The organism is Nocardioides lianchengensis (assembly GCF_900101465.1).
GTDB lineage: Bacteria > Actinomycetota > Actinomycetes > Propionibacteriales > Nocardioidaceae > Nocardioides > Nocardioides lianchengensis.
In genome coordinates, this window is sequence record NZ_FMZM01000001.1 from 490,801 (window position 1) to 514,456 (window position 23,656).

27 protein-coding genes are annotated in these 23,656 nt (G+C 74.0%); 16 read left to right on the forward strand and 11 right to left on the reverse strand.

Features of this window, described 5'->3' with window-relative positions; genetic code table 11:
- The first annotated feature begins 88 nt into the window (after nucleotides 1–88).
- From BLT76_RS02450 to BLT76_RS02460, 3 genes are read left to right on the forward strand one after another with little or no spacing between them, the layout of a single operon-like run.
- Entirely contained in the window at nucleotides 89–736 is a 648-nt protein-coding gene (locus BLT76_RS02450) for a hypothetical protein (protein WP_090850379.1), read from the forward strand.
- Entirely contained in the window at nucleotides 736–1,569 is an 834-nt protein-coding gene (locus tag BLT76_RS02455) for a HoxN/HupN/NixA family nickel/cobalt transporter (protein ID WP_090850381.1), read from the forward strand. The genes BLT76_RS02450 and BLT76_RS02455 overlap by 1 nt, the downstream gene beginning before the upstream one ends.
- Before the next feature lie 21 nt (nucleotides 1,570–1,590).
- Nucleotides 1,591–2,115 carry a DUF1697 domain-containing protein gene (locus BLT76_RS02460; protein ID WP_090850383.1) on the forward strand — a complete coding sequence of 175 codons (525 nt, stop codon included), beginning with the start codon at nucleotides 1,591–1,593 and terminating at the stop codon, nucleotides 2,113–2,115.
- On the opposite strand, the gene BLT76_RS02465 is transcribed toward BLT76_RS02460, so the two are convergent.
- From BLT76_RS02465 to BLT76_RS02485, 5 genes are all read right to left on the reverse strand, one after another.
- Nucleotides 2,084–3,328, reverse strand: a complete 1,245-nt coding sequence (locus BLT76_RS02465) for an MFS transporter (protein ID WP_090850385.1) — start codon at nucleotides 3,326–3,328, stop codon at nucleotides 2,084–2,086. The genes BLT76_RS02460 and BLT76_RS02465 overlap by 32 nt on opposite strands.
- Before the next feature lie 138 nt (nucleotides 3,329–3,466).
- The gene (locus BLT76_RS02470; protein ID WP_090850387.1) at nucleotides 3,467–4,228 is read right to left on the reverse strand and encodes an enoyl-CoA hydratase-related protein; all 762 of its coding nucleotides are present in this window, start codon (nucleotides 4,226–4,228) and stop codon (nucleotides 3,467–3,469) included.
- Nucleotides 4,221–4,796: an isochorismatase family protein gene (locus tag BLT76_RS02475; protein WP_090850389.1), complete on the reverse strand. Its 576-nt coding sequence runs from the start codon at nucleotides 4,794–4,796 to the stop codon at nucleotides 4,221–4,223. The genes BLT76_RS02470 and BLT76_RS02475 overlap by 8 nt, the downstream gene beginning before the upstream one ends.
- Entirely contained in the window at nucleotides 4,793–5,938 is a 1,146-nt protein-coding gene (locus BLT76_RS02480; RefSeq protein WP_090850392.1) for an AI-2E family transporter, read from the reverse strand. The genes BLT76_RS02475 and BLT76_RS02480 overlap by 4 nt, the downstream gene beginning before the upstream one ends.
- 38 nt (nucleotides 5,939–5,976) lie before the next feature.
- The gene (locus tag BLT76_RS02485) at nucleotides 5,977–7,263 is read right to left on the reverse strand and encodes a nicotinate phosphoribosyltransferase (protein ID WP_090850394.1); all 1,287 of its coding nucleotides are present in this window, start codon (nucleotides 7,261–7,263) and stop codon (nucleotides 5,977–5,979) included.
- A 25-nt stretch (nucleotides 7,264–7,288) separates the two neighbouring features.
- Between BLT76_RS02485 and clpS the strand changes: the two genes are divergently transcribed.
- From clpS to dtd, 9 genes are all read left to right on the forward strand, one after another.
- Nucleotides 7,289–7,582 (forward strand): ATP-dependent Clp protease adapter ClpS, encoded by a 294-nt coding sequence (clpS, locus tag BLT76_RS02490; RefSeq protein WP_090850396.1) that lies wholly within the window; start codon nucleotides 7,289–7,291, stop codon nucleotides 7,580–7,582.
- Between the two features lie 7 nt (nucleotides 7,583–7,589).
- A complete protein-coding gene (locus BLT76_RS02495; protein WP_090850398.1) occupies nucleotides 7,590–8,177 on the forward strand; it encodes a DUF2017 domain-containing protein in 588 nt (195 codons plus the stop codon).
- A 186-nt stretch (nucleotides 8,178–8,363) separates the two neighbouring features.
- The gene (locus BLT76_RS02500; protein WP_090850400.1) at nucleotides 8,364–8,831 is read left to right on the forward strand and encodes an NUDIX hydrolase; all 468 of its coding nucleotides are present in this window, start codon (nucleotides 8,364–8,366) and stop codon (nucleotides 8,829–8,831) included.
- A gap of 43 nt (nucleotides 8,832–8,874) precedes the next feature.
- Nucleotides 8,875–9,309: a M67 family metallopeptidase gene (locus tag BLT76_RS02505; protein ID WP_090850402.1), complete on the forward strand. Its 435-nt coding sequence runs from the start codon at nucleotides 8,875–8,877 to the stop codon at nucleotides 9,307–9,309.
- Between the two features lie 25 nt (nucleotides 9,310–9,334).
- Nucleotides 9,335–9,613, forward strand: coding sequence for a MoaD/ThiS family protein (locus BLT76_RS02510; RefSeq protein WP_090850404.1), 279 nt, complete (start codon nucleotides 9,335–9,337; stop codon nucleotides 9,611–9,613).
- A gap of 9 nt (nucleotides 9,614–9,622) precedes the next feature.
- Nucleotides 9,623–10,183: an NYN domain-containing protein gene (locus tag BLT76_RS02515; RefSeq protein WP_090850406.1), complete on the forward strand. Its 561-nt coding sequence runs from the start codon at nucleotides 9,623–9,625 to the stop codon at nucleotides 10,181–10,183.
- 106 nt (nucleotides 10,184–10,289) lie between these two features.
- On the forward strand, nucleotides 10,290–11,237 hold the full coding sequence (locus BLT76_RS02520; RefSeq protein ID WP_090850408.1) for a PLP-dependent cysteine synthase family protein: 948 nt from the start codon (nucleotides 10,290–10,292) through the stop codon (nucleotides 11,235–11,237).
- On the forward strand, nucleotides 11,228–12,337 hold the full coding sequence (locus tag BLT76_RS02525) for a DUF3152 domain-containing protein (protein WP_139175383.1): 1,110 nt from the start codon (nucleotides 11,228–11,230) through the stop codon (nucleotides 12,335–12,337). The genes BLT76_RS02520 and BLT76_RS02525 overlap by 10 nt, the downstream gene beginning before the upstream one ends.
- 4 nt (nucleotides 12,338–12,341) lie before the next feature.
- Nucleotides 12,342–12,776, forward strand: coding sequence for a D-aminoacyl-tRNA deacylase (gene dtd / locus BLT76_RS02530; RefSeq protein WP_090850410.1), 435 nt, complete (start codon nucleotides 12,342–12,344; stop codon nucleotides 12,774–12,776).
- Here the strand turns inward: dtd and BLT76_RS02535 are convergent.
- The 3 genes from BLT76_RS02535 to BLT76_RS02545 form a co-directional block, all read right to left on the reverse strand.
- Nucleotides 12,745–14,382, reverse strand: a complete 1,638-nt coding sequence (locus tag BLT76_RS02535; protein WP_090850412.1) for a sensor histidine kinase — start codon at nucleotides 14,380–14,382, stop codon at nucleotides 12,745–12,747. The two genes, dtd and BLT76_RS02535, sit on opposite strands and share 32 nt — an antisense overlap.
- A gap of 75 nt (nucleotides 14,383–14,457) precedes the next feature.
- Nucleotides 14,458–15,492, reverse strand: a complete 1,035-nt coding sequence (locus BLT76_RS02540; protein ID WP_090850414.1) for an alkaline phosphatase family protein — start codon at nucleotides 15,490–15,492, stop codon at nucleotides 14,458–14,460.
- 28 nt (nucleotides 15,493–15,520) lie between these two features.
- A complete protein-coding gene (locus BLT76_RS02545; protein WP_090850416.1) occupies nucleotides 15,521–16,378 on the reverse strand; it encodes an SDR family oxidoreductase in 858 nt (285 codons plus the stop codon).
- A gap of 110 nt (nucleotides 16,379–16,488) precedes the next feature.
- On the opposite strand from BLT76_RS02545, the gene BLT76_RS02550 reads away from it, so the two are divergent.
- From BLT76_RS02550 to BLT76_RS02565, 4 genes are all read left to right on the forward strand, one after another.
- Nucleotides 16,489–16,839 carry a winged helix-turn-helix transcriptional regulator gene (locus BLT76_RS02550; protein ID WP_244509215.1) on the forward strand — a complete coding sequence of 117 codons (351 nt, stop codon included), beginning with the start codon at nucleotides 16,489–16,491 and terminating at the stop codon, nucleotides 16,837–16,839.
- A 67-nt stretch (nucleotides 16,840–16,906) separates the two neighbouring features.
- A complete protein-coding gene (locus BLT76_RS02555) occupies nucleotides 16,907–17,680 on the forward strand; it encodes an MBL fold metallo-hydrolase (RefSeq protein ID WP_090850418.1) in 774 nt (257 codons plus the stop codon).
- 32 nt (nucleotides 17,681–17,712) lie between these two features.
- Entirely contained in the window at nucleotides 17,713–19,371 is a 1,659-nt protein-coding gene (locus BLT76_RS02560) for an ABC transporter transmembrane domain-containing protein (protein ID WP_090850420.1), read from the forward strand.
- Nucleotides 19,368–21,125, forward strand: a complete 1,758-nt coding sequence (locus BLT76_RS02565; RefSeq protein ID WP_211752676.1) for an ABC transporter ATP-binding protein — start codon at nucleotides 19,368–19,370, stop codon at nucleotides 21,123–21,125. The genes BLT76_RS02560 and BLT76_RS02565 overlap by 4 nt, the downstream gene beginning before the upstream one ends.
- Here the strand turns inward: BLT76_RS02565 and BLT76_RS02570 are convergent.
- From BLT76_RS02570 to BLT76_RS02580, 3 genes are all read right to left on the reverse strand, one after another.
- Nucleotides 21,122–21,664: a hypothetical protein gene (locus BLT76_RS02570; protein WP_090850421.1), complete on the reverse strand. Its 543-nt coding sequence runs from the start codon at nucleotides 21,662–21,664 to the stop codon at nucleotides 21,122–21,124. The genes BLT76_RS02565 and BLT76_RS02570 overlap by 4 nt on opposite strands.
- 136 nt (nucleotides 21,665–21,800) lie before the next feature.
- Entirely contained in the window at nucleotides 21,801–22,466 is a 666-nt protein-coding gene (locus BLT76_RS02575) for a response regulator (RefSeq protein ID WP_211752678.1), read from the reverse strand.
- Nucleotides 22,463–23,617 carry a sensor histidine kinase gene (locus BLT76_RS02580; RefSeq protein ID WP_090850425.1) on the reverse strand — a complete coding sequence of 385 codons (1,155 nt, stop codon included), beginning with the start codon at nucleotides 23,615–23,617 and terminating at the stop codon, nucleotides 22,463–22,465. The genes BLT76_RS02575 and BLT76_RS02580 overlap by 4 nt, the downstream gene beginning before the upstream one ends.
- Between the last annotated feature and the right edge of the window lie 39 nt (nucleotides 23,618–23,656).

Here is a 23,656-nt window from a genome sequence, read left to right on the forward strand (position 1 = left end):
TCGAGCCGCCCCAGGTGTTCACCTCGACGTCGCCCGACGGTCGCCCATGGCTCGCATGACACGGCCCTCGGGCCCGTGTCATGCGGGGGTGCTCGACTCTCGAACCCGTCGCCCACTCGGCGCCGTCCTGCTCTCCGCCCAGTTCCTGGCCCTCGCGGCGGGAGGCCCGCTGCTGGCGACGCCCCCGGCCGCGGCCCACCCGTTCGGTCCGCCGTTGACCGCGCACCTGGTGCCCGACGACCGGCGTCCCACGCTGCTCTGGCACGGTGCCGAGGACGACTGGGTGGCCCTCGGCGAGGCGCTCGGCGTCTTCGCCGAGCCGGACGCCGAGCGGACCGGTGCCGAGCTGCTCACCGACTCCTCGGACGTGCGGGGCTACCTGGCCGAGAGCGTGCGGCTGCGCCAGGGCGACGCGGACTGCCGGAGCATCGCGGATCCGGGCGCCGACGTCGTCGAGAACGGCATGACCATCACCTTCGACTGTCCGCTGCCGCCGTCGGAGGACGAGCAGGTCGAGCTCACCCTGGAGCCGATGATCGACCTCAACCCGGCGTACCGCACGGTTCTGACCGTCGAGGGCTCGGACACCAAGACCCTGTTCACGGGCGACGAGCCGACGCAGGCCGTCTCCGTCGCGGGGGGCGGTGTCGCGACGGCGGCGGTCGCACTCGGGGGCGGGACGCTCGTGGTCGCGGCCGGCGCCGGGTGGTTCCTGCTGCGCCGGAGGAGGTCCTGATGGACGGCGCCAGCGGAGTCGAGGGCACCTTGGTCCGGATGTTCGACTCGGGCGGCTACCAGTTGCTCGCCGCGCTGCTGGCCCTCGGTGTGGGCGCGCTGCACGCCGTGGCGCCCGGGCACGGGAAGAGCATCACCGCGGCCTACCTGGTGGGCGCGCGCGGCACCTACCGCGACGCCGCGGGGCTGGGCCTCGTGGTGGCCGCGATGCACAGCTTCTCCGCGGTGATCCTGGCCTCGGCCTGGGTGGCCGTCGACGGCTTCGCCGGGCTGGGCGCCGAGAACGTCACCGGCGTGCTGCAGCTGGTGGCCGGCCTGGTGGTCGTCGGCGTCGGCGTCGGTCTGGTCCGTCGTCGGCGCAGCGGGGACGGGCACGGCCACGGGCACGGGCACGGCCACGGCCACGGGCACGGGCACGGCCACGGCCACGGGCACGGGCACGGCCACGGCCACGAGCTCGGGCAGGTGAGCGTCCTCGAGGCCGTCGAGCAGGAGGGAAGCCCGTCGCCGTGGAGCCGCCGGGGGATGCTCGCGCTGGGCCTCTCCGGCGGCCTGGTGCCGTCGCCGACGGTCTTCCTGATCCTGGTCACCGGCCTGCTGACCGGCCGGACGGCGTTCGCGGTCGTCCTGGTGCTGCTGTTCGGGATCGGGATGGCCGTCACCCTGACCCTGGTCGGGGCGGTGACCATCCGCGGCGTCCAGCTGGCGGGTCGGGTGTCCCGGACCTCGGTCGCCCTGGAGCGTGCCCACGCCGTGCTGCCGGTGGTGGCGGCGTGGACGGTCCTCGCGCTGGGGGGCGTGTACGTCGTCCTCGCGGTCCTGGCCCTGCGCTGATCGCGCTGCCATGATCCGGTCATGGCGACGTGGATCGGGTTCCTGCGGGCGATCAACCTGGGGGCGAAGCGCAAGTTCGCGAAGGGCGACATCGCGGCCGCGGTCGAGGGCGCCGGCTTCACCGACGTCGAGACCTACATCAACACCGGCAACGTCCGGTTCGCCACCACGATGCGCTCGCGGGCGCGGATCGAGGCAGCGCTGGAGCAGGCGTTCCGGGAACGCGCCGGCTTCGAGGTGCCGACGATCTGCTTCACCCAGGCCGAGCTGCGCGAGGTCGCGGCGCAGGCGGAGTCCTTCGGGCATGACGGCAGGCACTACGTGTCACTGCTGAAGGAGCCGCCGTCCGCGGCCGCCGTACGGGCGCTGGAGGAGGCGAGCTCGGCCGAGGAGATGGCCAAGGTCGGTGGCCGGGCCGTGCACCTGCTGCTCGGGGAGAACTACCACGAGGCGCGGCTGACCAATGCGGTCGTGGAGAAGCGGCTCGGGGTCGCCACCAACCGCAACCTGAACGTCATCCGGACGCTGGCGCAGAAGTGGTGCTGACCCGGGGCAGGGTGCGCACCGACCGCGAGAACAGCGTCGCCAGCGCGATCACCAGGTAGACGATCCCGGCCACGAGCAGCACTCGGCGGATGCCGAGCGCCTCGGCGAGCGGGCCGAAGGCCAGCTGGCCGATCGGGATCGCCACGAACGAGCCGAGCATGTCGTAGGAGTAGACGCGCGAGAGCATGTCGATCGGCACGTGCTCCTGCATCGCGAGGTTCCAGCCGAGTCCGAACAGCTCGATGCCCATCCCGGCCAGCACCGCCACCAGCATCACCGGGACGGTGTGCGGGTAGGCGCCGAGCACGGCGATCGGCAGCCCGAAGACGGCGACGCCGAGCATCCCCCACAGCAGCGGGCGCTGCAGGGTGAACCGCATCATCAGCAGGGTCATCACGAACAGGCCGACCGCCTCGGCCGACATGATCAGACCCCAACCGTGCTCGCCGATCTCCGAGTCCTTGGCCAGCACCGGCCCCAGCGTGTTCAGCCCGCCCGCGTGGATGGCGTTGAGGAAGCCGAAGGACAGCACCACGACCCACAGCCAGGTGGTGCTGCGGAAGTAGGTCCAGCCCTCGCGCAGCTCGACCAGCACGGACGTCGGCTCGGCCGCGGCCGCCCGGGGCGGGATCCTGATCGGCAGGAGCAGGGCCGCCGAGGCGGCCCAGGTAGCGGCGTCGACCGCGAGCGCCCAGCCGGGACCGGCGGTCACGACCAGGGTGGCCGCGACGCTCGGCCCGAGGATGGCCAGCGCGTTGCGCGACATCGACGCCAGCACGTTGGCAGGCTGCAGCTGCTCGCGCGGCACCAGCTGGGGCAGCAGCCCGGCGAGGGCGGGCAGGCTGGCCGCCGAGACGGTGCCGTTGAAGGCCGACAGGACGACGAAGTGCCACAGCTCCGCGTGCCCGCTCAGCAGGAGTACGGCGAGCGCGCCCTGGCTCAGCGCCGACAGCACGTTGGAGCCCTGGATGACCAGCGTGCGGCCGAGCCGGTCGGCGATCACGCCCCCGGCCAGCACGAAGACCACCATCGGGATGCTGTGCGCCGCCAGCACCAGGCCCAGGTCGCCGGGGGAGTCGCTGATCTCGAGCACCGCGAAGGCGAGCGCGACCGGCGCCATCGTCGTCCCGCACAGGTTCACCAGGCGGGAGAGGAAGTACCACCGGAAGTTGTGCTCGCGCAGCGGCGCCAGCGCCCTCACGTCGCGTCCCACGCGGTCGCCTCCCCGAAGTCCCGGGGAGTCTAGGGGGCGAGCTCCGGAGCAGCGGGCGCTCCCTGGGGGCGAACAGGTTGTGGGGGCGGCCCTCCGGGGGGATCGACGTCCCGTTCGCCCCCGGGGAGTGCCCCTCGGCTAGCGTCCCCGGAAGGTCGGCCGGCGACGCTCCATGAACGCGGCGACGCCCTCGGCGACGTCGGCGGTGCGGAACAGCAGCTCCTGCCCGGCCTGCTCCCGGTCGAGGGCGGCCTCCAGGCCGGCCAGGGTGGCGGCGTTCACGGCGCGCTTGGTGGCGGCGTAGGACAGCGGGGGACCGGCGGCGAGCCGGCCGGCGACCCGGTCGACGAGGGCGTCGAAGCCGTCGTCGGGGGCGAGGTGGGAGACCAGCCCGGCGTCGTACGCCTCGGCGGCGCTGAGCGGCTCGGCCAGCAGGGCCATCCGCATCGCGCGGGCCCGGCCCACCGCGGCGGCCACGGTCGCCGACGACCCGCCGTCGGGCATCAGCCCGACTCGGGTGAAGGCCAGCAGGAACGACGCGGACGGACCGGCGACCTGGAGGTCGGCGGCCAGGGCGAGCGAGCAGCCGATGCCCGCGGCCACGCCGTCGACCGCCGCCAGCACCGGCTTGTCGCAGGCCACGACGGCCCGGACCATCCGGTTGGCGGTCGGCATGGTGTCGGCGTCGAAGCCCCCGCCGCCGGAGATGTCGGCCCCCGCCGAGAACGCCGGTCCGGCGCCGCTCAGCACGACCACGCGCACGTCGTCGCGGTGGTGGGCCGCCTCCAGCTCCGAGGCGAAGCCCAGGGCCATCTCGGTCGAGAAGGCGTTGAACACCTCCGGCCGGTTCAGGCGCATCCGCAGGACTCCGTCGGCGAGCTCGACCTCGAGGTCAGGCAACGCCGGCCCCGGCGTCGATCATCTCGGTCATCGCGGCCTCGCTGGTCGCGGGCGCGACGCCGGCGCACAGACCCGGCAGCAGCCGGACGGCGAACCCCTCGCGCACCGCGTCCAGGACGGTCGCCCGCACGCAGTGGTCGGTCGCGATGCCGCACACGTCCACGTCGCTGATGCCGTGGGTCCGCAGCCAGTCGGCCAGGGGTACGCCGTCCGTCGTACGGCCCTCGAAGCCGGAGTACGCCGCCGCGTGCTCGCCCTTGAGGAACACCGCGTCGAACGGCTGCGGGTCGAGGTTGGGGTGGAACGCCTCGCCGTCGGTGCCGACCCGGCAGTGCACCGGCCAGGAGTCGACGAAGTCGGGCTCCGTCGACCAGTGGTCGCCCGGGTCGACGTGGTGGTCCTTGGTCGCGACGACGTGCGTGTAGTCGGGAGCGCCCGGCAGCCCCGCCTTCCACTCGTGGACCAGCCGGTTCACGTCGTGGGCGACCTGGGCCCCGCCCGCGACGGGCAGCGACCCGCCCTCGCAGAAGTCGTTCTGGACGTCGACGACGATCAACGCACGCGTCATGGCTCGAGACTAGGGGGTTCGACGCTCGCGGGTTCGACGCTCGGCGTGCTGGCCGCCGTGACCTGCTCGTCGAGGTAGCGCAGCACCACCGCAGCGACGGCCGCGGCCGGGACGGCCAGGAACGCGCCGACGATGCCGAACAGCGTGCCCCCGAGGGTCACCGAGAGCAGCACCACCACGGGGTGCAGCTGCATGCTCTTGGACTGCAGCCACGGGGAGAGCACGTTGCCCTCGATCTGCTGGACGGCCAGCACGATGCCGAGCACGATCAGCGCCCCAGTCGGCCCCTCGGAGACCAGGGCGACCAGGACCGCGACGCCGCCGGCGACGAAGGCGCCGACGATCGGGATGAAGCCACCGATGAACGTCAGGATCGCAAGCGGTACGGCGAGCGGCACGCCCACGATCAGCAGGCCGGCGCCGATGAGCACCGCGTCGATGAGGCTGACCAGCGCCTGGGTCCGGATGTAGCCGCCGAGGGTGCCCCACGACCGGCCCAGCACCGCCTCGAGGTGGCCGCCGGCCCGCTCACCGGCGAGCCGGGAGGTCCAGGGCAGGAACTTCCGGCCGTCCTTCAGGAAGAGGAAGGTCAGCACCAGGGTGACCACGGTGGTGACCACGGCGTTGGTGGCCGCCCCGACGCCGGTGAGCACCCCGCCCGCGATCTGGTCGCCGCTGCTGGAGATCCGATCCTGGAGCGCCTGGATCCCCGCGTCGACCTGGTCACGCGTCACGAAGTCGCTCGACTGCACCCAGTCCTGCAGCTTCTGGAGCCCGGCGGTGGCGTCGTCCACGATGTCGCCGGCCTGCCCGGCCACCAGCGGCGCGAGCGCGAACCCCAGCGCGATCAACGCGGCCAGCGACCCGACCAGCACCGTGGCCGCCGCGAGCGCGGGGGGCAGGCGCAGGCGCGACTCCAGCGCGCGGGCCGGCGGCTCGAGCACGGTGGTGACGATCAGCGCGAACAGCACCGGCAGCAGGATCGACCAGACCTCGCGGACCACCAGGCCGACGAGGACGGCACCGACGAAGACCAGGATCCATCGGCCGCTCCACGTGCTGACCGTGACGAGACCGCGGGAGAGGACCTCCCCGCGGGTCGGGGTCGCGAGGTCGACCGGCCGGTGCTGGGGACTGTCCATCGGGCCAGCCTGTCAGTCACCTGTCTGGATGAGCGACCTCAAGCGAAGAGAGTCGGGATGACCGGGTCGCCCTTGGACATCTGCTGGGCGGCGACGGGCAGCTCGGCGCGGGAGAGGAGATGGCGCTTGCGGGCCTTCTCGAGGGACTCGCGACCGACCACCTCGCCGTCGCGGACCAGCGGCACCAGCAGCGCGCGGTCGTCGCCGTCGTCCTCGGGCGGGGCGCCGATCCCGACGACCTCGGCCTCCGCCACGCCCTCGGGCGTACGACGCCGCAGCGCCCACTTGCGCCCGCCGATGGAGGTCTTGTCGACGCTCTTCTTGGCGACCGGCACCAGCGAGCCGTCGGCCCCCTCGCGGGCGACCAGCTTGTAGACGAACCCGCAGGTCGGGTGCCCGCTGCCGGTGACCAGCTGGGTGCCGACGCCGTACCCGTCGACGGGGGCGGCGGCGAGCGCGGCGATGGCGTGCTCGTCGAGGTCGCTTGTCACCACGATCCGGGTGCCGGTCGCGCCCAGGGCGTCGAGCTCGGCGCGCACCTCGTGGGCGAGCACGGCCAGGTCACCGGAGTCCAGCCGGACCGCGCCCAGCTCCGGGCCCGCGACCTCGACGCCGAGGCGAACCGCCTCGCGGATGTCGTAGGTGTCGACGAGCAGCGTGGTGCCGCGGCCCAGCGACGAGACCTGCGCGCGGAACGCGTCGGCCTCGGTGTCGTGGAGCAGGGTGAAGCTGTGCGCGCTGGTGCCGGCGGTGGGGACGCCGTACCGCTGCCGGGCGGCGAGGTTGGACGACGTCGCGAAGCCGGCGACGTACGCCGCCCGCGCCGCCGCGACCGCCGCCTCCTCGTGGGTACGACGCGAGCCCATCTCGATGCAGGGCCGCTCCCCGGCGGCGGCGGTCATCCGCGAGGCGGCCGAGGCGATCGCGCTGTCGTGGTTGTAGATCGACAGCAGCAGGGTCTCCAGCAGCACCGCCTCGGCGAAGCTCGCCTCGACGACCAGCAGCGGGGAGTGCGGCAGGTAGACCTCGCCCTCGGGGTAGCCCCACACGTCGCCCGAGAACCGGTACGACGCGAGCCACTCGCGGGTGGGCGCGTCGACGACGTCGGTCAGCACCTCCAGCACCTCCGCGTCGAAGCGGAACGCCTCGATCGCGTCGAGCGCACGTCCGACGCCCGCGACCACGCCGTACCGCCGGCCCTCGGGGAGCCGGCGCGGAAAGAGCTCGAAGACCGAGCGGCGGTGGGCGGTCCCCGAGCCGAGCGCGGCCTGGAGCATCGTCAGCTCGTAGTGGTCGGTGAGGAGGGCGGTGCTGGCGGTCGACACGTGCCCAGTGTGCCAACATGGTGGCGTGTCCTCTGCCCCCGTCGAGGTCGAGCCGACCCTCACCCCGGACGAGATCACCCTCCGTGCCAACCCGTGGGTGACGATCGTGTGGAACGACCCGGTCAACCTGATGTCCTACGTCAGCTACGTCTTCCAGAAGTACTTCGGCTACGACAAGAAGAAGGCCGAGAAGCTGATGATGGAGGTCCACGAGGACGGCAAGTCCGTGGTCAGCACCGGCTCGCGCGAGGAGATGGAGCGCGACGTGCAGGCCATGCACGAGTACGGCCTCTGGGCCACGATGGAGAAGCAGGAGTGACGCACCCGTGAGCGGATTCCACCGCCACCTGCGCAGCCAGCGGATCATCGCGACGTTCTCGGGTCTCGAGGCCGACCTGCTGCGCACGCTGGCCTCGCAGCTGGTCGAGCTGCTGCGCAACGAGGCGGCGGTGCCGAACGACGACCGCGACCCGTTCGAGGCGCTGATGGACTTCTCCGGCCCGACCACCGAGCCGGAGGACCCGGTGCTCGCGCGGCTGTTCCCGACGGCGTACCCCCACGACGAGGAGGCCGCCTCGGAGTTCCGGCGCTTCACCGAGGGCGGGCTGCGCGACGGCAAGGCGGCCGCGGCGGTGGCGATCATCGACGGGCTCGAGGAGGCCGGCCTGCCGCCGGAGCTCAGCGAGGACGGGCTGGTGATCGACGTCGAGCTGGAGGAGGCGGAGGCCGAGGCCTGGATGCGCTCCTTCACCGACCTGCGGCTCGCGCTGGCCACCCGCCTGGAGATCGAGGAGGGCGACGAGGAGTTCTGGTACTCGCTGCCCGACGACGACCCCCGCGCCCAGATCCACGACATCTACGAGTGGGTCGGCCTGCTGCAGGAGACCCTGGTCCAGGCCCTGATGGGCGACTGAGCCGACCCGTCACTCAATGCCCTGATTCTCCGGCGTGTCCGGCAGCGACTGACGGCTCGATCAGCGGTACGACGCCGTCCGCTCAGCGAACCGTCGATCCGCGCCCGACACGCCGTGAAGGGCGGGCAGCAAGTGACGGGTCGGCGGGGTGGTGCGGCGGGTGGTGGGGGTCCCTAGGGTGGGCGCATGCCGATCCCGCCGTTCGTCGTCGAGCTCCGCAAGCTGGTCGGCACCCACGAGCTCTGGCTCCCCGCGGTGACCGCCGTCGTCGTGCACGAGGACCGGGTGCTGCTGACGCTCCGTGCCGACAACGGCCAGTGGGCGCCGATCACCGGCATCGTCGACCCGGGGGAGGAGCCCGGCGTCGCCGCCCGGCGCGAGGCGCTGGAGGAGACCGGCGTCGAGATCTCCGTCGACCGGCTCGCCTCGGTGAGCGCCAGCCCGCAGATCACCCACGCGAACGGCGACCTCGGCGTCTACCTCGACGTCACCTTCGCCTGCTCGTGGCTCTCCGGCGAGCCGCATGCCGCGGACGACGAGAACACCGAGGTGCGCTGGTGGCCGGTCGACGACCTGCCGCCGATGAGCGAGTTCCTGAGCGCTCGGATCGAGGCGGCGCTCTCGGGCGAGGTCACGCCTCGCTTCGCCGTCTGAGACCGGTGCCCGTCGGGTCGTGCACTGCGCCTAGTCTGGAGCGGTGCTGACCCTCGACCAGGCGACCTACGACGCCATCGTCGCGCACGCCAAGCGGGACCACCCCGACGAGGCGTGCGGCATCGTCGCCGGCCCCGAGGGCAGCGACCGTCCCGAGCGGTACGTCGAGATGGTCAACGCGGCCGGCAGCCCGACGTTCTACGAGTTCGACTCCACGGACCTGTTCCAGCTCTACAAGGAGATGGACGCGAACGGCGAGGAGCCGGTGGTCGTCTACCACTCCCACACCGCGACCGAGGCCTACCCGAGCCGCACGGACATCGGCTTGGCGAGCGAGCCGAACGCCCACTACGTGCTGGTCAGCACGCGGGAGCACGGGAATAACGAGGGTCCCGTGGAGTTCAGGTCCTACAGAATCGTCGACGGCGAGGTGACCGAGGAAGAGGTCACCGTCGTCCCCGAGCTCAGCGCCCGCTGAGCAGAGCTACCAAGGAGCACCAGACATGGCCATCGAGGTCCGGATCCCCACCATCCTGCGCACCTACACCGGCGGCGAGAAGGCGGTCACCGCGGACGGGGCCAGCCTCAGCGCCCTGATCGACGACCTCGAGGCCGGCCACCCCGGCATCAAGGACCGCCTCATCGACAACGGGGACCTGCGCCGGTTCGTCAACGTCTACATCAACGACGAGGACGTGCGCTTCATCGGTGGCCTCGAGGCGACGCTGAAGGACGGCGACCAGGTCGTCGTCCTGCCGGCCGTCGCCGGCGGCGCGGTCTGAGCTGATCGCGTGAGCGCCGAGCGTCGTACCTTCGTCCTCGTCGACGGCGAGAACATCGACGCGACGCTCGGCAACTCCCTGCTCGGCCGGCGACCCACGCCGGACGAGCGGCCCCGCTGGGAGCGGGTGACGCAGTTCGCCGTCCAGGCGCTGCAGCAGCCCGTCACCGGGCTCTTCTTCCTCAACGCCTCCCACGGCAACCTCCCGCACTCGTTCGTGCAGGCCCTGCTGGCGATGGACTACCGGCCGATCCCGCTGGCCGGCTCGGCCGACGAGAAGGTCGTCGACGTCGGCATCCAGCGCACCCTGGAGGCGCTGGTCGACCACGACGACGCCGACGTGCTGCTGGCCAGCCACGACGCCGACTTCGTCAAGCAGGTCGCCGGGCTGATCGACGGCCACCGCCGGGTCGGCCTGATCGGCCTGCGCGAGTACATGAGCACCCAGCTCACCGCCCTCGGCATCCCGATGTACGACCTCGAGGACGACGTCAACGCCTTCACCCACCCGCTTCCGCGGGTCCGGATCATCCCGCTCGCCGAGTTCGACCCGGAGCGGTTCCTGCGGTGACGGTTGCCTCTCGGGTGCGGGGGTCTCGACGGGCGCTCAGGCGCTGCGCGCCTTCCCTGCTCGACCACCGGTAGCCCGCCCACCGACGAATGGCATCCTGATACCCATGCGCTTCGACAACCTGCTCGCCTCCGTCGGCGGCACGCCGCTGGTCGGGCTGCCGAGGCTCAGCCCGAGCCCCGACGTACGCCTGTGGGCGAAGCTGGAGGACCGCAACCCGACCGGCTCGATCAAGGACCGCCCGGCCCTGAAGATGATCGAGGAGGCCGAGAAGGACGGCACCCTGCGGCCGGGGTGCACGATCCTGGAGCCGACGTCGGGCAACACCGGCATCTCGCTGGCCATGGCGGCCAAGCTGAAGGGCTACCGGATCGTCTGCGTGATGCCGGAGAACACCTCCGAGGAGCGTCGCCAGCTGCTGCGGATGTGGGGCGCGGAGATCATCTCCTCGCCCGCCGCGGGCGGGTCCAACGAGGCCGTCCGGGTCGCCAAGCGGGTCGCCGAGGAGCACCCCGACTGGGTGATGCTCTACCAGTACGGCAACGCCGCCAACGCCCTCGCCCACGAGGAGGGCACCGGCCCCGAGCTGCTCGCCGACCTCCCCTCGATCACCCACTTCGTCGCCGGCCTCGGCACCACCGGCACCCTGATGGGCGTGTCCCGGTTCTTCCGCGCGGCCAAGCCGGAGGTGCGCATCGTCGCCGCCGAGCCGCGGTACGGCGAGCTGGTCTACGGCCTGCGCAACCTCGACGAGGGCTTCGTCCCCGAGCTGTACGACGCCGACCTGATCGACGCCCGCTTCTCGGTCGGTCCCCGCGACGCCGTACGACGGGTGCGCGAGCTGCTCGAGCTCGAGGGCATCTTCGCCGGGGTGTCGACCGGCGCGATCCTGCACGCCGCCCTGGGCCAGGCCGCCAAGGCCGTGAAGGCCGGCGAGAGCGCCGACATCGCCTTCGTGGTCTGCGACGGCGGTTGGAAGTACCTCTCCACCGGCGCCTACGAGGGCACCGTCGACGAGGCCGAGGACCGGCTCGAAGGGCAGCTGTGGGCCTGAGGGTCCTGCTGCTCGCCGTCGTCCTCGCCGTGGCGGGGGCGGTCCTCCCCGCCACGCCCGCAGCGGCCGTCCCGGTCGCCACCGCGCCGCCCGTGGTCACCGGCGACCCGACGTACGACGAGGTCCTGGTCGCCGGGGTCGGTTCGTGGACGCCGACGCCGACGGCGTACGCCTATCAGTGGCGGCGCGACGGGGCGCCGATCGCCGGCGCGACCGAGCGCCGCTACCGGCTCGGCCTGGACGATCTCGGCACGCGGGTCGCCGTCACGGTCACGGCGACCGACGCCTCGGGCAGTGCGGCCGCCACCTCGGCCGCGACGTCGCCCGTGGCCCGGGCGACGATCCGCCATCGCACGCGGCCCGCCGTCGTCGGGACCCTCCGCTTCGGCCGCACCGTCCGCGCCGACATCGGCCGCTGGTCGGTCCGCCCGACGCGGGTGCGCTACCAGTGGCTGCGCGACGGTCGCCCGATCAAGGGCGAGACCCGGCGGCGGCACGCCGTCTCCCCGCGCGACGTCGGCCACCGGCTGCGGGTCCGCGTCACCGTCCGGGCGCCCGGGCACGACTGGGCGACGGCGACCTCCCGCGCGCGCGGTCGGGTCGCCCACCGGGTCGACGTACGCCGGACGGTGACCTACGACGTCGAGACCCGGGGCCGGATCACCGCGAGCCTGCGGACGTTCCGCCGCCTGGTCCAGCAGACGTACGACGACCCCCGCGGCTGGCGGGGTGCCGGCGTCCGGTTCCGGCGCGTCCAGGACGGCGGCCGCTTCACCGTGGTGCTCGCCGAGGCGAGCCGCGTGCCCGCCTTCTCGTCGGTCTGCAGCGTCCAGTGGAGCTGCCGCGTCGGCCGCTACGTCGTCATCAACCAGACCCGGTGGCAGCACGCCTCGCCGGCCTGGAACGACGCCCGCGGGTCGTTGCGCGACTACCGCCACATGGTCGTCAACCACGAGACCGGGCACTGGCTCGGCTTCGGCCACGCGGGCTGCCCCGGTCGCGGCCGGCCGGCGCCGGTGATGATGCAGCAGTCCAAGGGGCTCGGCGGCTGCCGCTTCAACCCGTTCCCGACCGGCTCCGAGCTGGCCCGGGCCCGCTGACGTCGTGCGTGCGGTGGTCCAGCGGGTGCGCAGCGCCCGCGTGCTCGTGGCCGGCGAGGTGGTCGGGGCGATCGAGGAGCCCGGGCTGCTGGTCTACGTCGGCGTGACCCACGACGACGGGCCCGCCCAGGTGGCCTGGCTGGCCCGCAAGACCTGGGAGCTGCGGATCCTCCGCGACGAGCGGTCCGCCTCCGACGAGGGCGCCCCGGTGCTGGCGGTCAGCCAGTTCACGCTCTACGCCGACGCCCGCAAGGGCCGACGGCCCACCTGGCAGCGGGCCGCCCCGCGCCCCGTCAGCGAGCCCCTGTACGACGCCTTCTGCGCCGAGCTGGCGCGCCTCGGCGCCCGGGTCGAGCGCGGCGTCTTCGGCGCCGACATGCAGGTGGAGTCGGTCAACGACGGTCCGGTCACGCTGGTGCTGGAGTCGCCTCCGGCCTGAGGGACCCGACCGCCAGCGGGAAGCGCGCCGTCACCGTGGTGCCGACCCGGGCCTCGCTGTGCATCGTCACGGTGCCGCGGTGCGCCTCGACGATCCGCCTCACGAGGCCGAGCCCGAGGCCGAGGCCCTGGACGGCACCGACCCGGGCGGCGTCGCCGCGCTGGAACCGGTCGAACGCGCGGTCCAGGTCGGCCGGCGCCATGCCGATGCCGGTGTCGGAGACGACGAGGGCCGCGGTCCGTCCGTCCTGGACGACCCGCAGCCGGACGTCGCCGCCGGGCGGGGTGAACTTGGCGGCGTTGGACAGCAGCGCGTCGACCACGCGGGCCACCTGGTGGGGATCGACCGCGGCCGGCACGTCGTCGTCGAAGGAGCAGTGGAGGCGGACGCCGAGGTCCGCGCAGCGTCGCTGCCAGCGACCGGCCAGCGAGGCGACGAGGTCGCCGAGGTCGACCTCCTCCTCGCGGAGCTCGGGTCGGGAGTCGGCGGTGCTCAGGAGCTGGGCGACCCGCTCGCTCAGCTCCTCGGAGTTGCGCCGGATCGCGGCCATCGAGCGACGCAGCAGGGCGTCCTCGGGCGGGATCAGGGACTCGGCGACGTCGACGTACCCGACGATCGAGGTGAGCGGGGTGCGCAGCTCGTGGGTGACGGTGCCCAGGAACTGCTCCTGGCTGCGGCGGGCCCGGAACGACGTCGTCAGGTCGTGGCAGACGACGACGGTGCCGAGGACGGAGCCGTCCTGGTCATGCATCCGCCGGGCGTTCCACCCGACGGGGGTGAGGTCGTGCGGCGGTCCGAGCCACTCCAGGGTGTCCGGCACGTGCTCCTCGCTCGTCGCGCGACCGAGGACCTGCCGGTCGGGAGGCACCGGAGCGACGCCGTCCTGCTGCCACACCCGACGGCCCGGGAGATCGGGTCGCGCCAGGTCGTAGCCCCCGTTCTCACTGATCGCGCGGGCCAGCTCGTTGGCCGCCAGCAGCCGGCCGGCGGCGTCGTACACGATCACGCCGGAGCCGACCCCCTGCAGGACCGCCCGGCCGATCAGCTCGCGCCGGCGCGCGGCGCGCAGCTCGTCGTCCAGCCGGTGCCGGCGGTGGCGGAGCTCGGTGGCGGCCCGGTGCCCGAAGAACGCCAGGCCCGCGGTCTGCAGCTGCTGGAGGAGGAACCGGCCGACGTTCGCGGCGGTGCTCAGGGCCTCGGTCGAGGCCAGCACCGGCAGGGTGAAGACGACGAGGCCGCCCAGGCCGGCCACGACGATCCCGGCGCGACCGTGCGCGACCCCGAGCCACAGGGCGGGGACGACGACCAGGACGGCGAGGCCGGCCATCGTCGGCATCAGCTCGGCACGCAGCAGCGCGACCGCCAGCACGTCGAGGACGGGCACCAGTGCCGACCAGCCATCGGGAGCGCGGAACCGGTGCAGACCCTCCAGCAGCACCGTGGCCAGGACGACGAGCACCCAGCCCGCCCAGAAGGTCGGCGCGGTCCGCGCGGCGGGCACCCCCACGACGACGCAGGTGGCGACGACGACGGAGCTGACGGCGAAGAACCGCTGGGCGGACAGGCGGATCCGCACGGACTCCGGTTGCTGCTGCGTGAGCGCCATCGAGCTGGCCTTCCCGAGGAGGACTTCCGGTCCTGACCCTAGGACGTCCAGGCTCCGGGGATCAACGGGTGCGGATCACCGCACCACGAGGTCGTGGCCGTCGTCGAACTCGCTGCCGGGCACGGCCGGCAGGCCGAGCAGGCCGGTCACCACGTTGGCCAGGTCGCCGTTGCGGACCGGCTGGCGGGCCGCGCCGTACGACGGCCGCCCGGTCCCGGGGTTCTGGCGCTGCGGGTTCATCGCGTAGAGGTCGCCGTGCGTCACGCCGCGTCCCCAGACCACGAAGGGGACCCGATAGTTGGCCAACCGCGTGCGGTCCGAGTGGTTCGCCCCGCGGCCGCCGTGGTCGGCGGTGAGCACGAGGCTGAGGTCCTCGGCGAGCTCGGGCCGGGCGTCGACCGTGCGCAGCAGGCGGCCGAGGATCCGGTCGGTGCGGGCGACCGCGTCGAGGTAGCGCCGGCCCATGAACCCGGAGGCGTGGCCGGCGACGTCGGGCAGGGCCAGGTGCAGGAAGACCAGCTCGCGGTCGCCGCGGACCAGCTCGGCCCGCGCGGCCCGGAGCAGCTTCACCGGGTCGGCGTCGATCGTGGTCCGGTCGACGGCCGCCGGCCAGGACCGGTCGAAGAGGCTGAACTTGGTCTTGCCGGCCAGCACGGCCGACTCGCCGCCGGCTCGGGCGACGACGGTGAACACCGAGGAGACCCGCTCGCCGGCCGCGCCGTGGACGGTGCGCCCTCGCAGGTCGTCGTTCCAGGTCACGCCGTGGCCACCCGTACGCCGGTCGATGCGCCGGCCCGTGACCATCGAGGTGTGGTTCGGCAGGGTGATCGTCAGCTCCCGCGACGAGCGAGCGTTGAGGGTGCCCGCCCCCTCGGCGAGCAGCCGATGCAGCGCCGGGGTGCGCTCGGGCCCGAGCCGGCGCAGCGCCGCGGGGTTCAGGCCGTCGACGGACACGGCCAGGACCCGGGCGCCGGACGCCACCCGTGCGGCGGCGGCCGGGGCCGGGCCGGCGTCGGCGCGGTCCGGGGCGGCGGTGGCGGGGCCGGGGACCGCCGCCCCGCCCGTGAGGGCGAGGGCGGCGGTCAGGACGAGTGCGGCGGGCGATCGCATCGGCCCACCGTACGCGGGCGGGTCCCGGTCAGGAGCCGATGCCGCGCAGCGCGTCCGCGAGCGGCGTGGTGGGTCGGCCGATCAGCCGGGACAGGTCGCCGCTGCGGTCCTCGAGCGCCCCGGCCGCGATGCCGCGGTCGGAGTCGGCGAGCACCTGGGCGAAGCCCGCGGGCACACCGGCCGAGGTGAGGATCCCGGCGTACTCGTCGACCGGCAGGTCGGTGTAGCCGATCTCCTGGCCGGTCGCGGAGCCCAGCGCGGCGGCGTACTCGGCCATCGTGAAGGCCTCGTCGCCGGCGAGCTCGTAGACCGCGCCGGCGTGCTCTCCGCCGGCCAGTACGGCGGCCGCCGCGGCCGCGAAGTCGGCGCGCGCGGCGGCGCTGACCCGACCGTCGCCGGCCGACCCGACGACCTGGCCGGTGGCCAGCGCGGGAGCGGTGTTCTCGGTGTAGTTCTCCAGGTACCAGCCGTTGCGCAGGAAGGTGAACGGCACGCCGCTGGCCTTGATCAGGTCCTCGGTCTCGCGGTGGTCGGCGGCCAGCAGCAGGTCGCTGGTGTCGGCCCGCAGGATGCTGGTGTAGCCGAGCAGGCCCACGCCGGCGCGCGCCGCCGCGTCCACCACGTTGCGGTGGTCGTCGACCCGGGAGCCGACGGCGTTGGAGGAGACCAGGACGGCACGGTCGACGCCGGCGAAGGCCGCGTCGAGCGAGTCGGGGTCGGTGTAGTCGGCCCGGCGGGTCTGCACCCCGAGGTCGGCCAGGTCGGCGATCTTGTCGAGGTCGCGGGCGGTGGCCACGATCTCGCCGGCGGGGACGCCGCGCTCGAGGAGCGCGAGGACGGTGAGGCGGCCGAGGTGGCCGGAGGTGCCGGTGACGAGGACGGTCATGGTGCGTGCCTTTCGGTGGGATCAGGTGCGAACACCCGGCCCAACGGACGGCGCCGTCGGATACTTCCGAAAAGTTAGTACCCACTTTGAAGTGCGGTACTATCTCTCGGGTGAGCATCGCGTCCGCGTTCCCCGACCAGGCCTTCACCCAGGGCTGCCCGACCCGCGTCGTCCTCGACCACGTGATGAGCAAGTGGTCGCCGCTGGTGCTGGCCGCGCTCTCGGATGGCGAGCCGCTGCGCTGGAGCGAGCTGCGCCGCCGGGCCGAGGGGGTCAGCGAGAAGATGCTCGCCCAGACCCTGCGGATGCTCGAGCAGGACGGGCTGGTGCTGCGGCACGCGCGGCCCGTCGTACCCCCGCACGTGGAGTACTCGCTCACGCCGCTCGGCCAGGGGCTGGTCGAGCGGCTCGTCCCGCTGATGACCTGGATCGCCGAGCACGCCGACCAGATCCTCGAGTGACGACCGGCACGCGTGACCTAGATCGCGACGTCGTGCGCGCACACCGGCGTTCGCCTAACGTTGCTCCGTGCGCCTCACCGTCGTCGGCTGCTCCGGCTCCTATCCCGGACCGGACTCGCCCGCGAGCTGCTACCTGCTGGAGGCCGAGCACGACGGGCGCACCTGGCGGATCCTGCTCGACCTCGGCAGCGGCGCCCTCGGCGCGCTGCACCGGTACGCCGACCCGCTCTCGATCGACGCGGTGCTGCTGAGCCACCTGCACGCCGACCACTGCCTCGACCTGGCGGGCTACTACGTGCTGCGCAAGTACCACCCGTCCGGCCCGCAGCCGCGGATCCCGGTCTGGGGCCCGGTCGGCACGGCGGACCGGATGGCCCGCGCCTACGACCTTCCGCTCGACCCCGGCATGCACGAGGAGTTCGACTTCCGCGAGTGGGACGGCCCGATCGAGATCGGCCCGTTCTCGGTGCAGCCGGTCGCGGTCGACCACCCGGTGCCGGCGTACGCGCTGCGGGTCGCCGTCGACGGCGTCGTCGTCGGCTACAGCGGCGACACCGGCCCGTGCGCGGGTCTCGACCTGGTCGCGTCCGGCGCCGACCTGATGCTCGCCGAGGCGTCCTTCCGCGAGGGCGACGACAACCCGCCGAACCTGCACCTCACCGGGGTCGACGCGGGCGACCTCGCCGCCCGCGAGGGCGTGCGCCGGCTGGTGCTGACCCACGTCCCGCCGTGGCACGACCCGCAGGTCGCGCTGGACGAGGCGCGGGGGCGCTACGACGGCCCGGCCGAGCTGGCCCGCGCGGGCGCGTCGTACGAGCTGCACGCCGCCCCGCAGGCCTGAGGGCCGCCGTAGTTAGGTTAGCCTCACCCGTCGTGCCTGGAGAGACCGTCGTGCCCCGCTCCACGGCCGCGCTCTACCGCCGGACGGTCCGCCGCCACCGCGGGCTGGTGAGCCGCAGCATCCTGCTGCTGTGCACCTGGCAGATCTGCGAGGCGCTGGTCCCGGTGATCATCGGCCTGGTCGTCGACGACGCCGTGGCGACCGGGGACGGGAGCCACCTGCTGTGGTGGTTCGCCGGGCTGGCCGGGCTGTTCCTGGTGCTGTCCTCGGGCTACCGCTACGGGTCGCGGGCCGGGTTCGCGACGGTGCAGCACGAGAGCCACCTGCTGCGCGGCGAGGTCGTGCGACGGGTCCTCGACCCGCGCGGCACGACCCGCAAGCGACTGCCGGGGGAGACCCTCTCGGTGGCGACCTCCGACGCCGAGCTGGCCGCCGAGGTGGTCCGGATGGCCGGCTTCGCGTGCGCGGCCGTCGGCTCGATCGCCGTCGCGGCGGTCTACCTGCTCCGCGTCGACCTGCTGCTCGGGCTCGTCGTGCTGCTGGGCGTGCCGCTGGTGCTGGGGGCCGTGCAGCTGCTGGCGCCCCGGCTGTCGCGGCACGCCGGGGAGCAGCAGAGCCGGATCGCCCGGGCCAGCGGCCTGGCCGCCGACCTGGTCGCGGGCCTGCGCGTGTTGAAGGGGGTCGGCGGCGAGGCCGCGGCCGCCCGGACCTACGACGAGGCCAGCGACCGCGCGGTCGGCGCGGGCATCCTGGCCGCCCGCTCGACCGGGCTGATGTCCGGGACGACGACCGCGCTCAGCGGCGTCTTCCTGGCCGCGGTGGCGCTGCTCGCCGGGCACCGCGCGCTCGACGGCGACATCACCATCGGCCAGTTCATCGCCGTGGTCGGCCTCGCGCAGTTCCTGGCCGAGCCGCTCAGCACCCTCGGCGAGGTCGCGGCCCACACCGCCACCTGCTGGGCCTCCGGGCGCCGGGTGGTCGAGGTGCTCGCCGAGCCGTACGCCGTCGCCGACACCGGCGCCTCCTCGGTGCCCGCCGGCGCGCTGGACGTGCCCGGGCTGCTGCGGGCCTCGCCCGGCGAGCTGGTCGGCGTCCTGCTGGAGGACCCCGCGGTCGGGGACCGGCTGCTCGACGAGCTGGCCGGGGTGCTGCCGGCGCCCGGGGTGCGGGTCGGCGAGGTCGAGCTCGACGAGGTCGGGCTCGACGCCCGGCGCGCCCACGTGCTGGTGGTCCGCCACCATGTCGACGTCTTCGAGGGCACCCTGCGCTCCAACGTGCTGACCCACGGCGAGCCGGACTGGCCCACGGTGCTGACCGCGTCCGCGCTCGACGACGTCGTCGACCTCGACCCCGACGGCCTGGACCGCGCCGTCGCCGCCGGTGGCACCTCGCTGTCCGGCGGCCAGCGTCAACGGCTGGCCCTGGCCCGCGCGCTCGCCGCCCGGCCGCCGGTGCTGGTCCTGCAGGACCCGACCACCGCCGTCGACGCGGTGACCGAGCACGACATCGCCCACGGGCTGCGCGCCGCGCTGCCGGCCGAGGGCATCGCCGTGGTGCTGACCAGCAGCCCCGCGCTGCTCGCCGCCGCCGACCGGGTCGTGCACGTCGCCGCCGACGGGACGACGGTCACCGGCACGCACGCCGGACTGCTGGCCGACGACGCGGCGTACCGGACGGCGGTGCTGCGGTGAGCCGCGACCTGCTCCCCGTCGCCACCGCCCGCGAGTCCGCGGGCCACCTGCTGCGACTGATGCTGCGCCGCCCGGTCGTGCTCGGCGCGGCCGTCGCCGCGTTCCTGGCCGCCTCGGCGACCGGCCTGCTCGCGCCGTACGTCCTCGGCCGGCTGGTCGACCGACTCCTGGACGGTGGGCCCGGCGTCGACGACGCGTTGACCTCGGCCTTCTGGCTGATCGCGGGCGCGGCCGTGCTCGGCGGGCTGCTCGCCGCCGGCTCCGCCGACCTGCTCGCCCGCGCCGTCGAGCCGGCGCTGGCCACGCTGCGTCAGCAGGTGCTCGCCCGGGCGCTGACCCTCGACGCGGCCCGGGTCGAGGCCTCCGGCTCGGGCGACCTGCTCTCCCGCGTCGGTGACGACGCCCGGGTCGTCGCGCGCGCCGTGAGCCAGTTCGTGCCGATGGTCCTGGCCTCGCTGACCACCATCGTGCTGACGGCCGGCGGCCTCTTCACCCTGGACTGGCGGCTCGGGCTGGCCGGGCTGGTCACCCTGCCGTTCTACGTCCACGCCCTGCGCTGGTACCTCCCGCGCTCCGCGCCCTACTACGCCCGGGAGCGGGTCGCCACCGGCGAGCGCGCCCAGGCCCTGGTGAGCGCGCTGCGGGGGCTGCCGACGCTGCGCTCGTTCCGGATCGAGGAGCCGGCCGCGGCCGAGGTCGACGCGCGGTCGGCGGACACCGTGCGGATCTCGCTCGACGTCTTCCACCTCTACGGTCGCTTCGGCGGTCGCACCAACCGCACCGAGTGCGTCGGGCTGATCGCGATCCTCGGGGTCGGCTTCCTCGGCGTGGACAGCGGTGCGGTCAGCGTCGGCGAGGTGACCACCGCCGCGCTCTTCTTCCACCGGCTGTTCAACCCGATCGGCGTGCTCCTGTTCCTCTTCGACGACCTGCAGGTCACCGCGGCGTCCCTGACCCGGTTGGTGGGGGTGGCCGCCCTCCCCGCGCCGTCGTACGACGTGCCGGCGGAGCCGGCCGGCGGCACGCTGGCGCTGCGGGGGATCGGCCACCGCTACCTGCCCGACCGCCCGATGCTCGACGGGGTCGACCTGGTGGTCGAGCCCGGCCGGCGGGTGGCCCTGGTGGGCGCCAGCGGCGCCGGCAAGACCACCCTGGCCGCGGTCGCCGCCGGGGTGCTGCCGCCGACGAGCGGCTCGGTGCGCCTGGGCTCGGTCGACCTGGGCACCCTCGACCCGGCGCTGCTGCGGCGGCAGGTCGGGCTGGTCAGCCAGGAGGTGCACGTCTTCGCCGGCACCCTGCGCGACAACCTGCGCCTGGCCGCCGTCGACGACCCCTCCGACGAGGATCTGCACGAGGCCCTGGTCGCCGTGGCCGCTGCGGGCTGGGTCGCGGCGCTGCCCGAGGGCCTCGACACCCTGGTCGGCGAGGACGGCCGCACCCTGACCCCCGCCCAGGCCCAGCAGCTGGCCCTGGCCCGGGTCCTCCTGGTCGATCCGGCGGTCGTCGTCCTCGACGAGGCCACCGCCGAGGCCGGCTCGCTCGGCGCCCGCGAGCTCGACACCGCCGCCGATGCCGTCACCCGCGGTCGCGCCGCCCTCGTCGTCGCCCACCGGCTCAGCCAGGCCCAGCGCTCGGACCTGGTCCTGGTCCTCGACCACGGCCGGGTCGTCGAGTCCGGCTCGCACGACGAGCTGGTCGCCGCCGGGGGGCGGTACGCCGAGCTGTGGGCGGCGTGGGAGAGCCCGACGGGCTAGGCGGCACCCGACGCCGAGATCCAGCCCGGGACGTTGAGCAGGAGCCAGGCGGGCCCGGGACCGGTGGACAGCCGGCGGTCGCGGAAGGCGTCGTACCAGCCGCCGGGCGGGCGCAGGGTGAGACCCGTGCGCGACGGGGCGGGTGCGGCGACCGGCTCGTCGTGGGACGCGACGATCTCGGCGCCGGTCGACACGAAGCCGGCGACGGTCGCGACGAGGGGGAAGCAGCCGTGCTGCGCGATCCCGTGGTCGACCCAGAACCGGGCCGCCAGCGACATCGGCCAGCCGTCTTCGAGGTCCGCGGGCGGGCCCGGGCGGCGCGCGACGAACACTCCGTGGGGGCAGGCCTCGCGCAGCTGCGACCACGCGATCGTGCTCCGTTCCGCCAGGCGCTCGACGGACTCCTCGTCGTAGAGGTGGGCGGCGGTGATCCGCTGCGGCTCCCCGGCCAGGCCCGCCGCGAGGACACGGCGAGCGGACCGCTCGGTGAGACCGGCCGCTTGGAGGCGACGGGTCGCGGCTCGCCCGGACATCAGCATGGCGCCACGGTAGGGCCGCACGCCGGTGGCGTCTGGCCCTCGGCCCCGCCCTGTGGAGAGGGGCCTCGCGAGTAGTACGGGGAGGGGCACACGTGTGCCCCTCCCCGTACTACTCACGAGGTGCCCTGATCCGGTGTCAGACCAGCCCGGCGTCGTGCACGCAGATCGCGATCTGGACCCGGTTGGTGACCATCAGCTTGTCGAAGAGCCGGGATACGTGCGCCTTCACCGTCGGCACCGACAGGTGCAGCTCGCCGGCGATCTCGGCGTTGCTGAGCCCCCGGCCGACCGCGAGGGCGACGTCGCGCTCGCGGTCGGTGAGCAGCGCGAGCCGACCCTCGGCCGCGGCGACCCGGCCGCTGTCGGGACCGCTGCGCAGCCGCTCGATGAGGGTGCGGGTGACCGAGGGGGAGAGCATCGGGTCGCCCGCGGCGACCGCGCGGATCGCGTCGAGGATCTGGCCCGGCGGGGTGTCCTTGAGCAGGAAGCCGTCCGCGCCGGCACCCAGCGCCTCGACCACGTGGTCGTCGGCGTCGAAGGTCGTCAGCACGATCACGTGCGGAGGCTGGGGTTGGAGCTGGGGGATCCGGTGCAGCTCTCGGGTCGCCGTCAGTCCGTCGAGGACGGGCATCCGGATGTCCATCAGCACCACGTCGGGGCGCAGCGACCCCGCCAGGGCCAGGCCCTCACGGCCGTTAGCCGCCTCGCCGACCACCTCGACGTCGGGCTGACCACCGAGCATCAGGCCGAGCGCGGACCGGACGAGCGGGTCGTCGTCGACGACCAGGACACGGATGCTCACGACGCCCACGGTATCCACGCGTGCAGGACGAACGTCGACCCGTCGCGGCCGTGCGAGAGGTGGCCGCCGCGCAGCTCGGCCCGCTCGGCCAGCCCGACCAGCCCGAGCCCGGACCCCGGCGTACGGGTCGGGCCGAAGCCGACCGGGTTGCGGAGCATGATGTCGACGCCGTCGTCGGGCGAGCCGCTCACCTGGATGGTGAGCAGCGCTCCGGGCGCGTGCTTGCCGGCGTTGGTGATGCCCTCCTGGACGATCCGGTAGAGGGTCCGCCCGACCGAGTCGGGGACCTCCTCGGTGCAGGCGATTAGGTCGTCGTACTCGATCCGGGCGCCGGTCGCCCGGGCCGCCTCGACCAGCTCCGCGAGGTCGGCGTACGTCGGCTGCGGGGTGTGCAGGAGTTCGCCGGTCTCGCGGTCGCGGAGCACCCCGAGCACGCCGCGCAGGTCGGTCAGCGCCTCGTTGGCCGTCTGCTGGATGACGCCGGCGCTGGCGCGCATCTCCGCGGGGCCGAGGTCCTCGCGGAAGGCCAGGGCGCCGGCGTGCATCGAGATCTGCGAGATCCGGTGGGCCAGCACGTCGTGCATCTCGCGGGCGATCCGGGCCCGCTCGCTGTCCCGGGCGTGCGTGGAGCGCAGCTCCTGCTCGGCCTCCGCGCGCTCGGCGCGGTTGCGCAGGGTCCAGATCAGCTCACGGCGCGAGCCGAGGTACATGCCCCAGGCGGTGACGGCGGCGATGAAGACCAGGTTCGTCGACGCCGTGAGCCACCACGGTTCGCTGCCCTCCGGAGGGTTGATGACCGCGAACACCTGCGCGGACGCGAACGAGGCGACCGCGAGCGGGATGATGTGCCGCCAGACCCGTCGGGTCGACAGCGACACCAGCGCGAGCGAGGCGGGTCCGGCGGCGATGGCGGAGAAGGTGCCGAGCAGGTTGGTCCCGAAGGCGACGGCGACGGGCCAGCGGCGCCGGAAGAACACCAGCACGTACGACGCGATCCCCAGGGCCACGTCGACGGCCCAGAGCGCCTCGGACTGGTCGTCCAGGACCGTGGCCCAGATGAGGGCACTGATGGCCAGCATCGCGACCAGCCGCCAGGTGTGTCCCCACGCCGACAGCGGCGGCTGGTACTCCTCAGGGGTCGGCCGGTCCACCGGCTCAGGCTAGGCCCCGGGCACTCGCGGACGCAGTCG

What these genes read in the sequence shown, in the direction of transcription:
- BLT76_RS02535 (WP_090850412.1), bottom strand. Translation starts at nt 14,382, where the DNA reads ATGGCGCTCACGCAGCAGCAACCGGAGTCCGTGCGGATCCGCCTGTCC.
- BLT76_RS02500 (WP_090850400.1), top strand. Translation starts at nt 8,364, where the DNA reads ATGCCGATCCCGCCGTTCGTCGTCGAGCTCCGCAAGCTGGTCGGCACC.
- BLT76_RS02545 (WP_090850416.1), bottom strand. Translation starts at nt 16,378, where the DNA reads ATGACCGTCCTCGTCACCGGCACCTCCGGCCACCTCGGCCGCCTCACC.
- BLT76_RS02540 (WP_090850414.1), bottom strand. Translation starts at nt 15,492, where the DNA reads ATGCGATCGCCCGCCGCACTCGTCCTGACCGCCGCCCTCGCCCTCACG.
- BLT76_RS02570 (WP_090850421.1), bottom strand. Translation starts at nt 21,664, where the DNA reads ATGCTGATGTCCGGGCGAGCCGCGACCCGTCGCCTCCAAGCGGCCGGT.
- BLT76_RS02455 (WP_090850381.1), top strand. Translation starts at nt 736, where the DNA reads ATGGACGGCGCCAGCGGAGTCGAGGGCACCTTGGTCCGGATGTTCGAC.
- BLT76_RS02480 (WP_090850392.1), bottom strand. Translation starts at nt 5,938, where the DNA reads ATGGACAGTCCCCAGCACCGGCCGGTCGACCTCGCGACCCCGACCCGC.
- BLT76_RS02460 (WP_090850383.1), top strand. Translation starts at nt 1,591, where the DNA reads ATGGCGACGTGGATCGGGTTCCTGCGGGCGATCAACCTGGGGGCGAAG.
- BLT76_RS02475 (WP_090850389.1), bottom strand. Translation starts at nt 4,796, where the DNA reads ATGACGCGTGCGTTGATCGTCGTCGACGTCCAGAACGACTTCTGCGAG.
- BLT76_RS02510 (WP_090850404.1), top strand. Translation starts at nt 9,335, where the DNA reads ATGGCCATCGAGGTCCGGATCCCCACCATCCTGCGCACCTACACCGGC.
- BLT76_RS02520 (WP_090850408.1), top strand. Translation starts at nt 10,290, where the DNA reads ATGCGCTTCGACAACCTGCTCGCCTCCGTCGGCGGCACGCCGCTGGTC.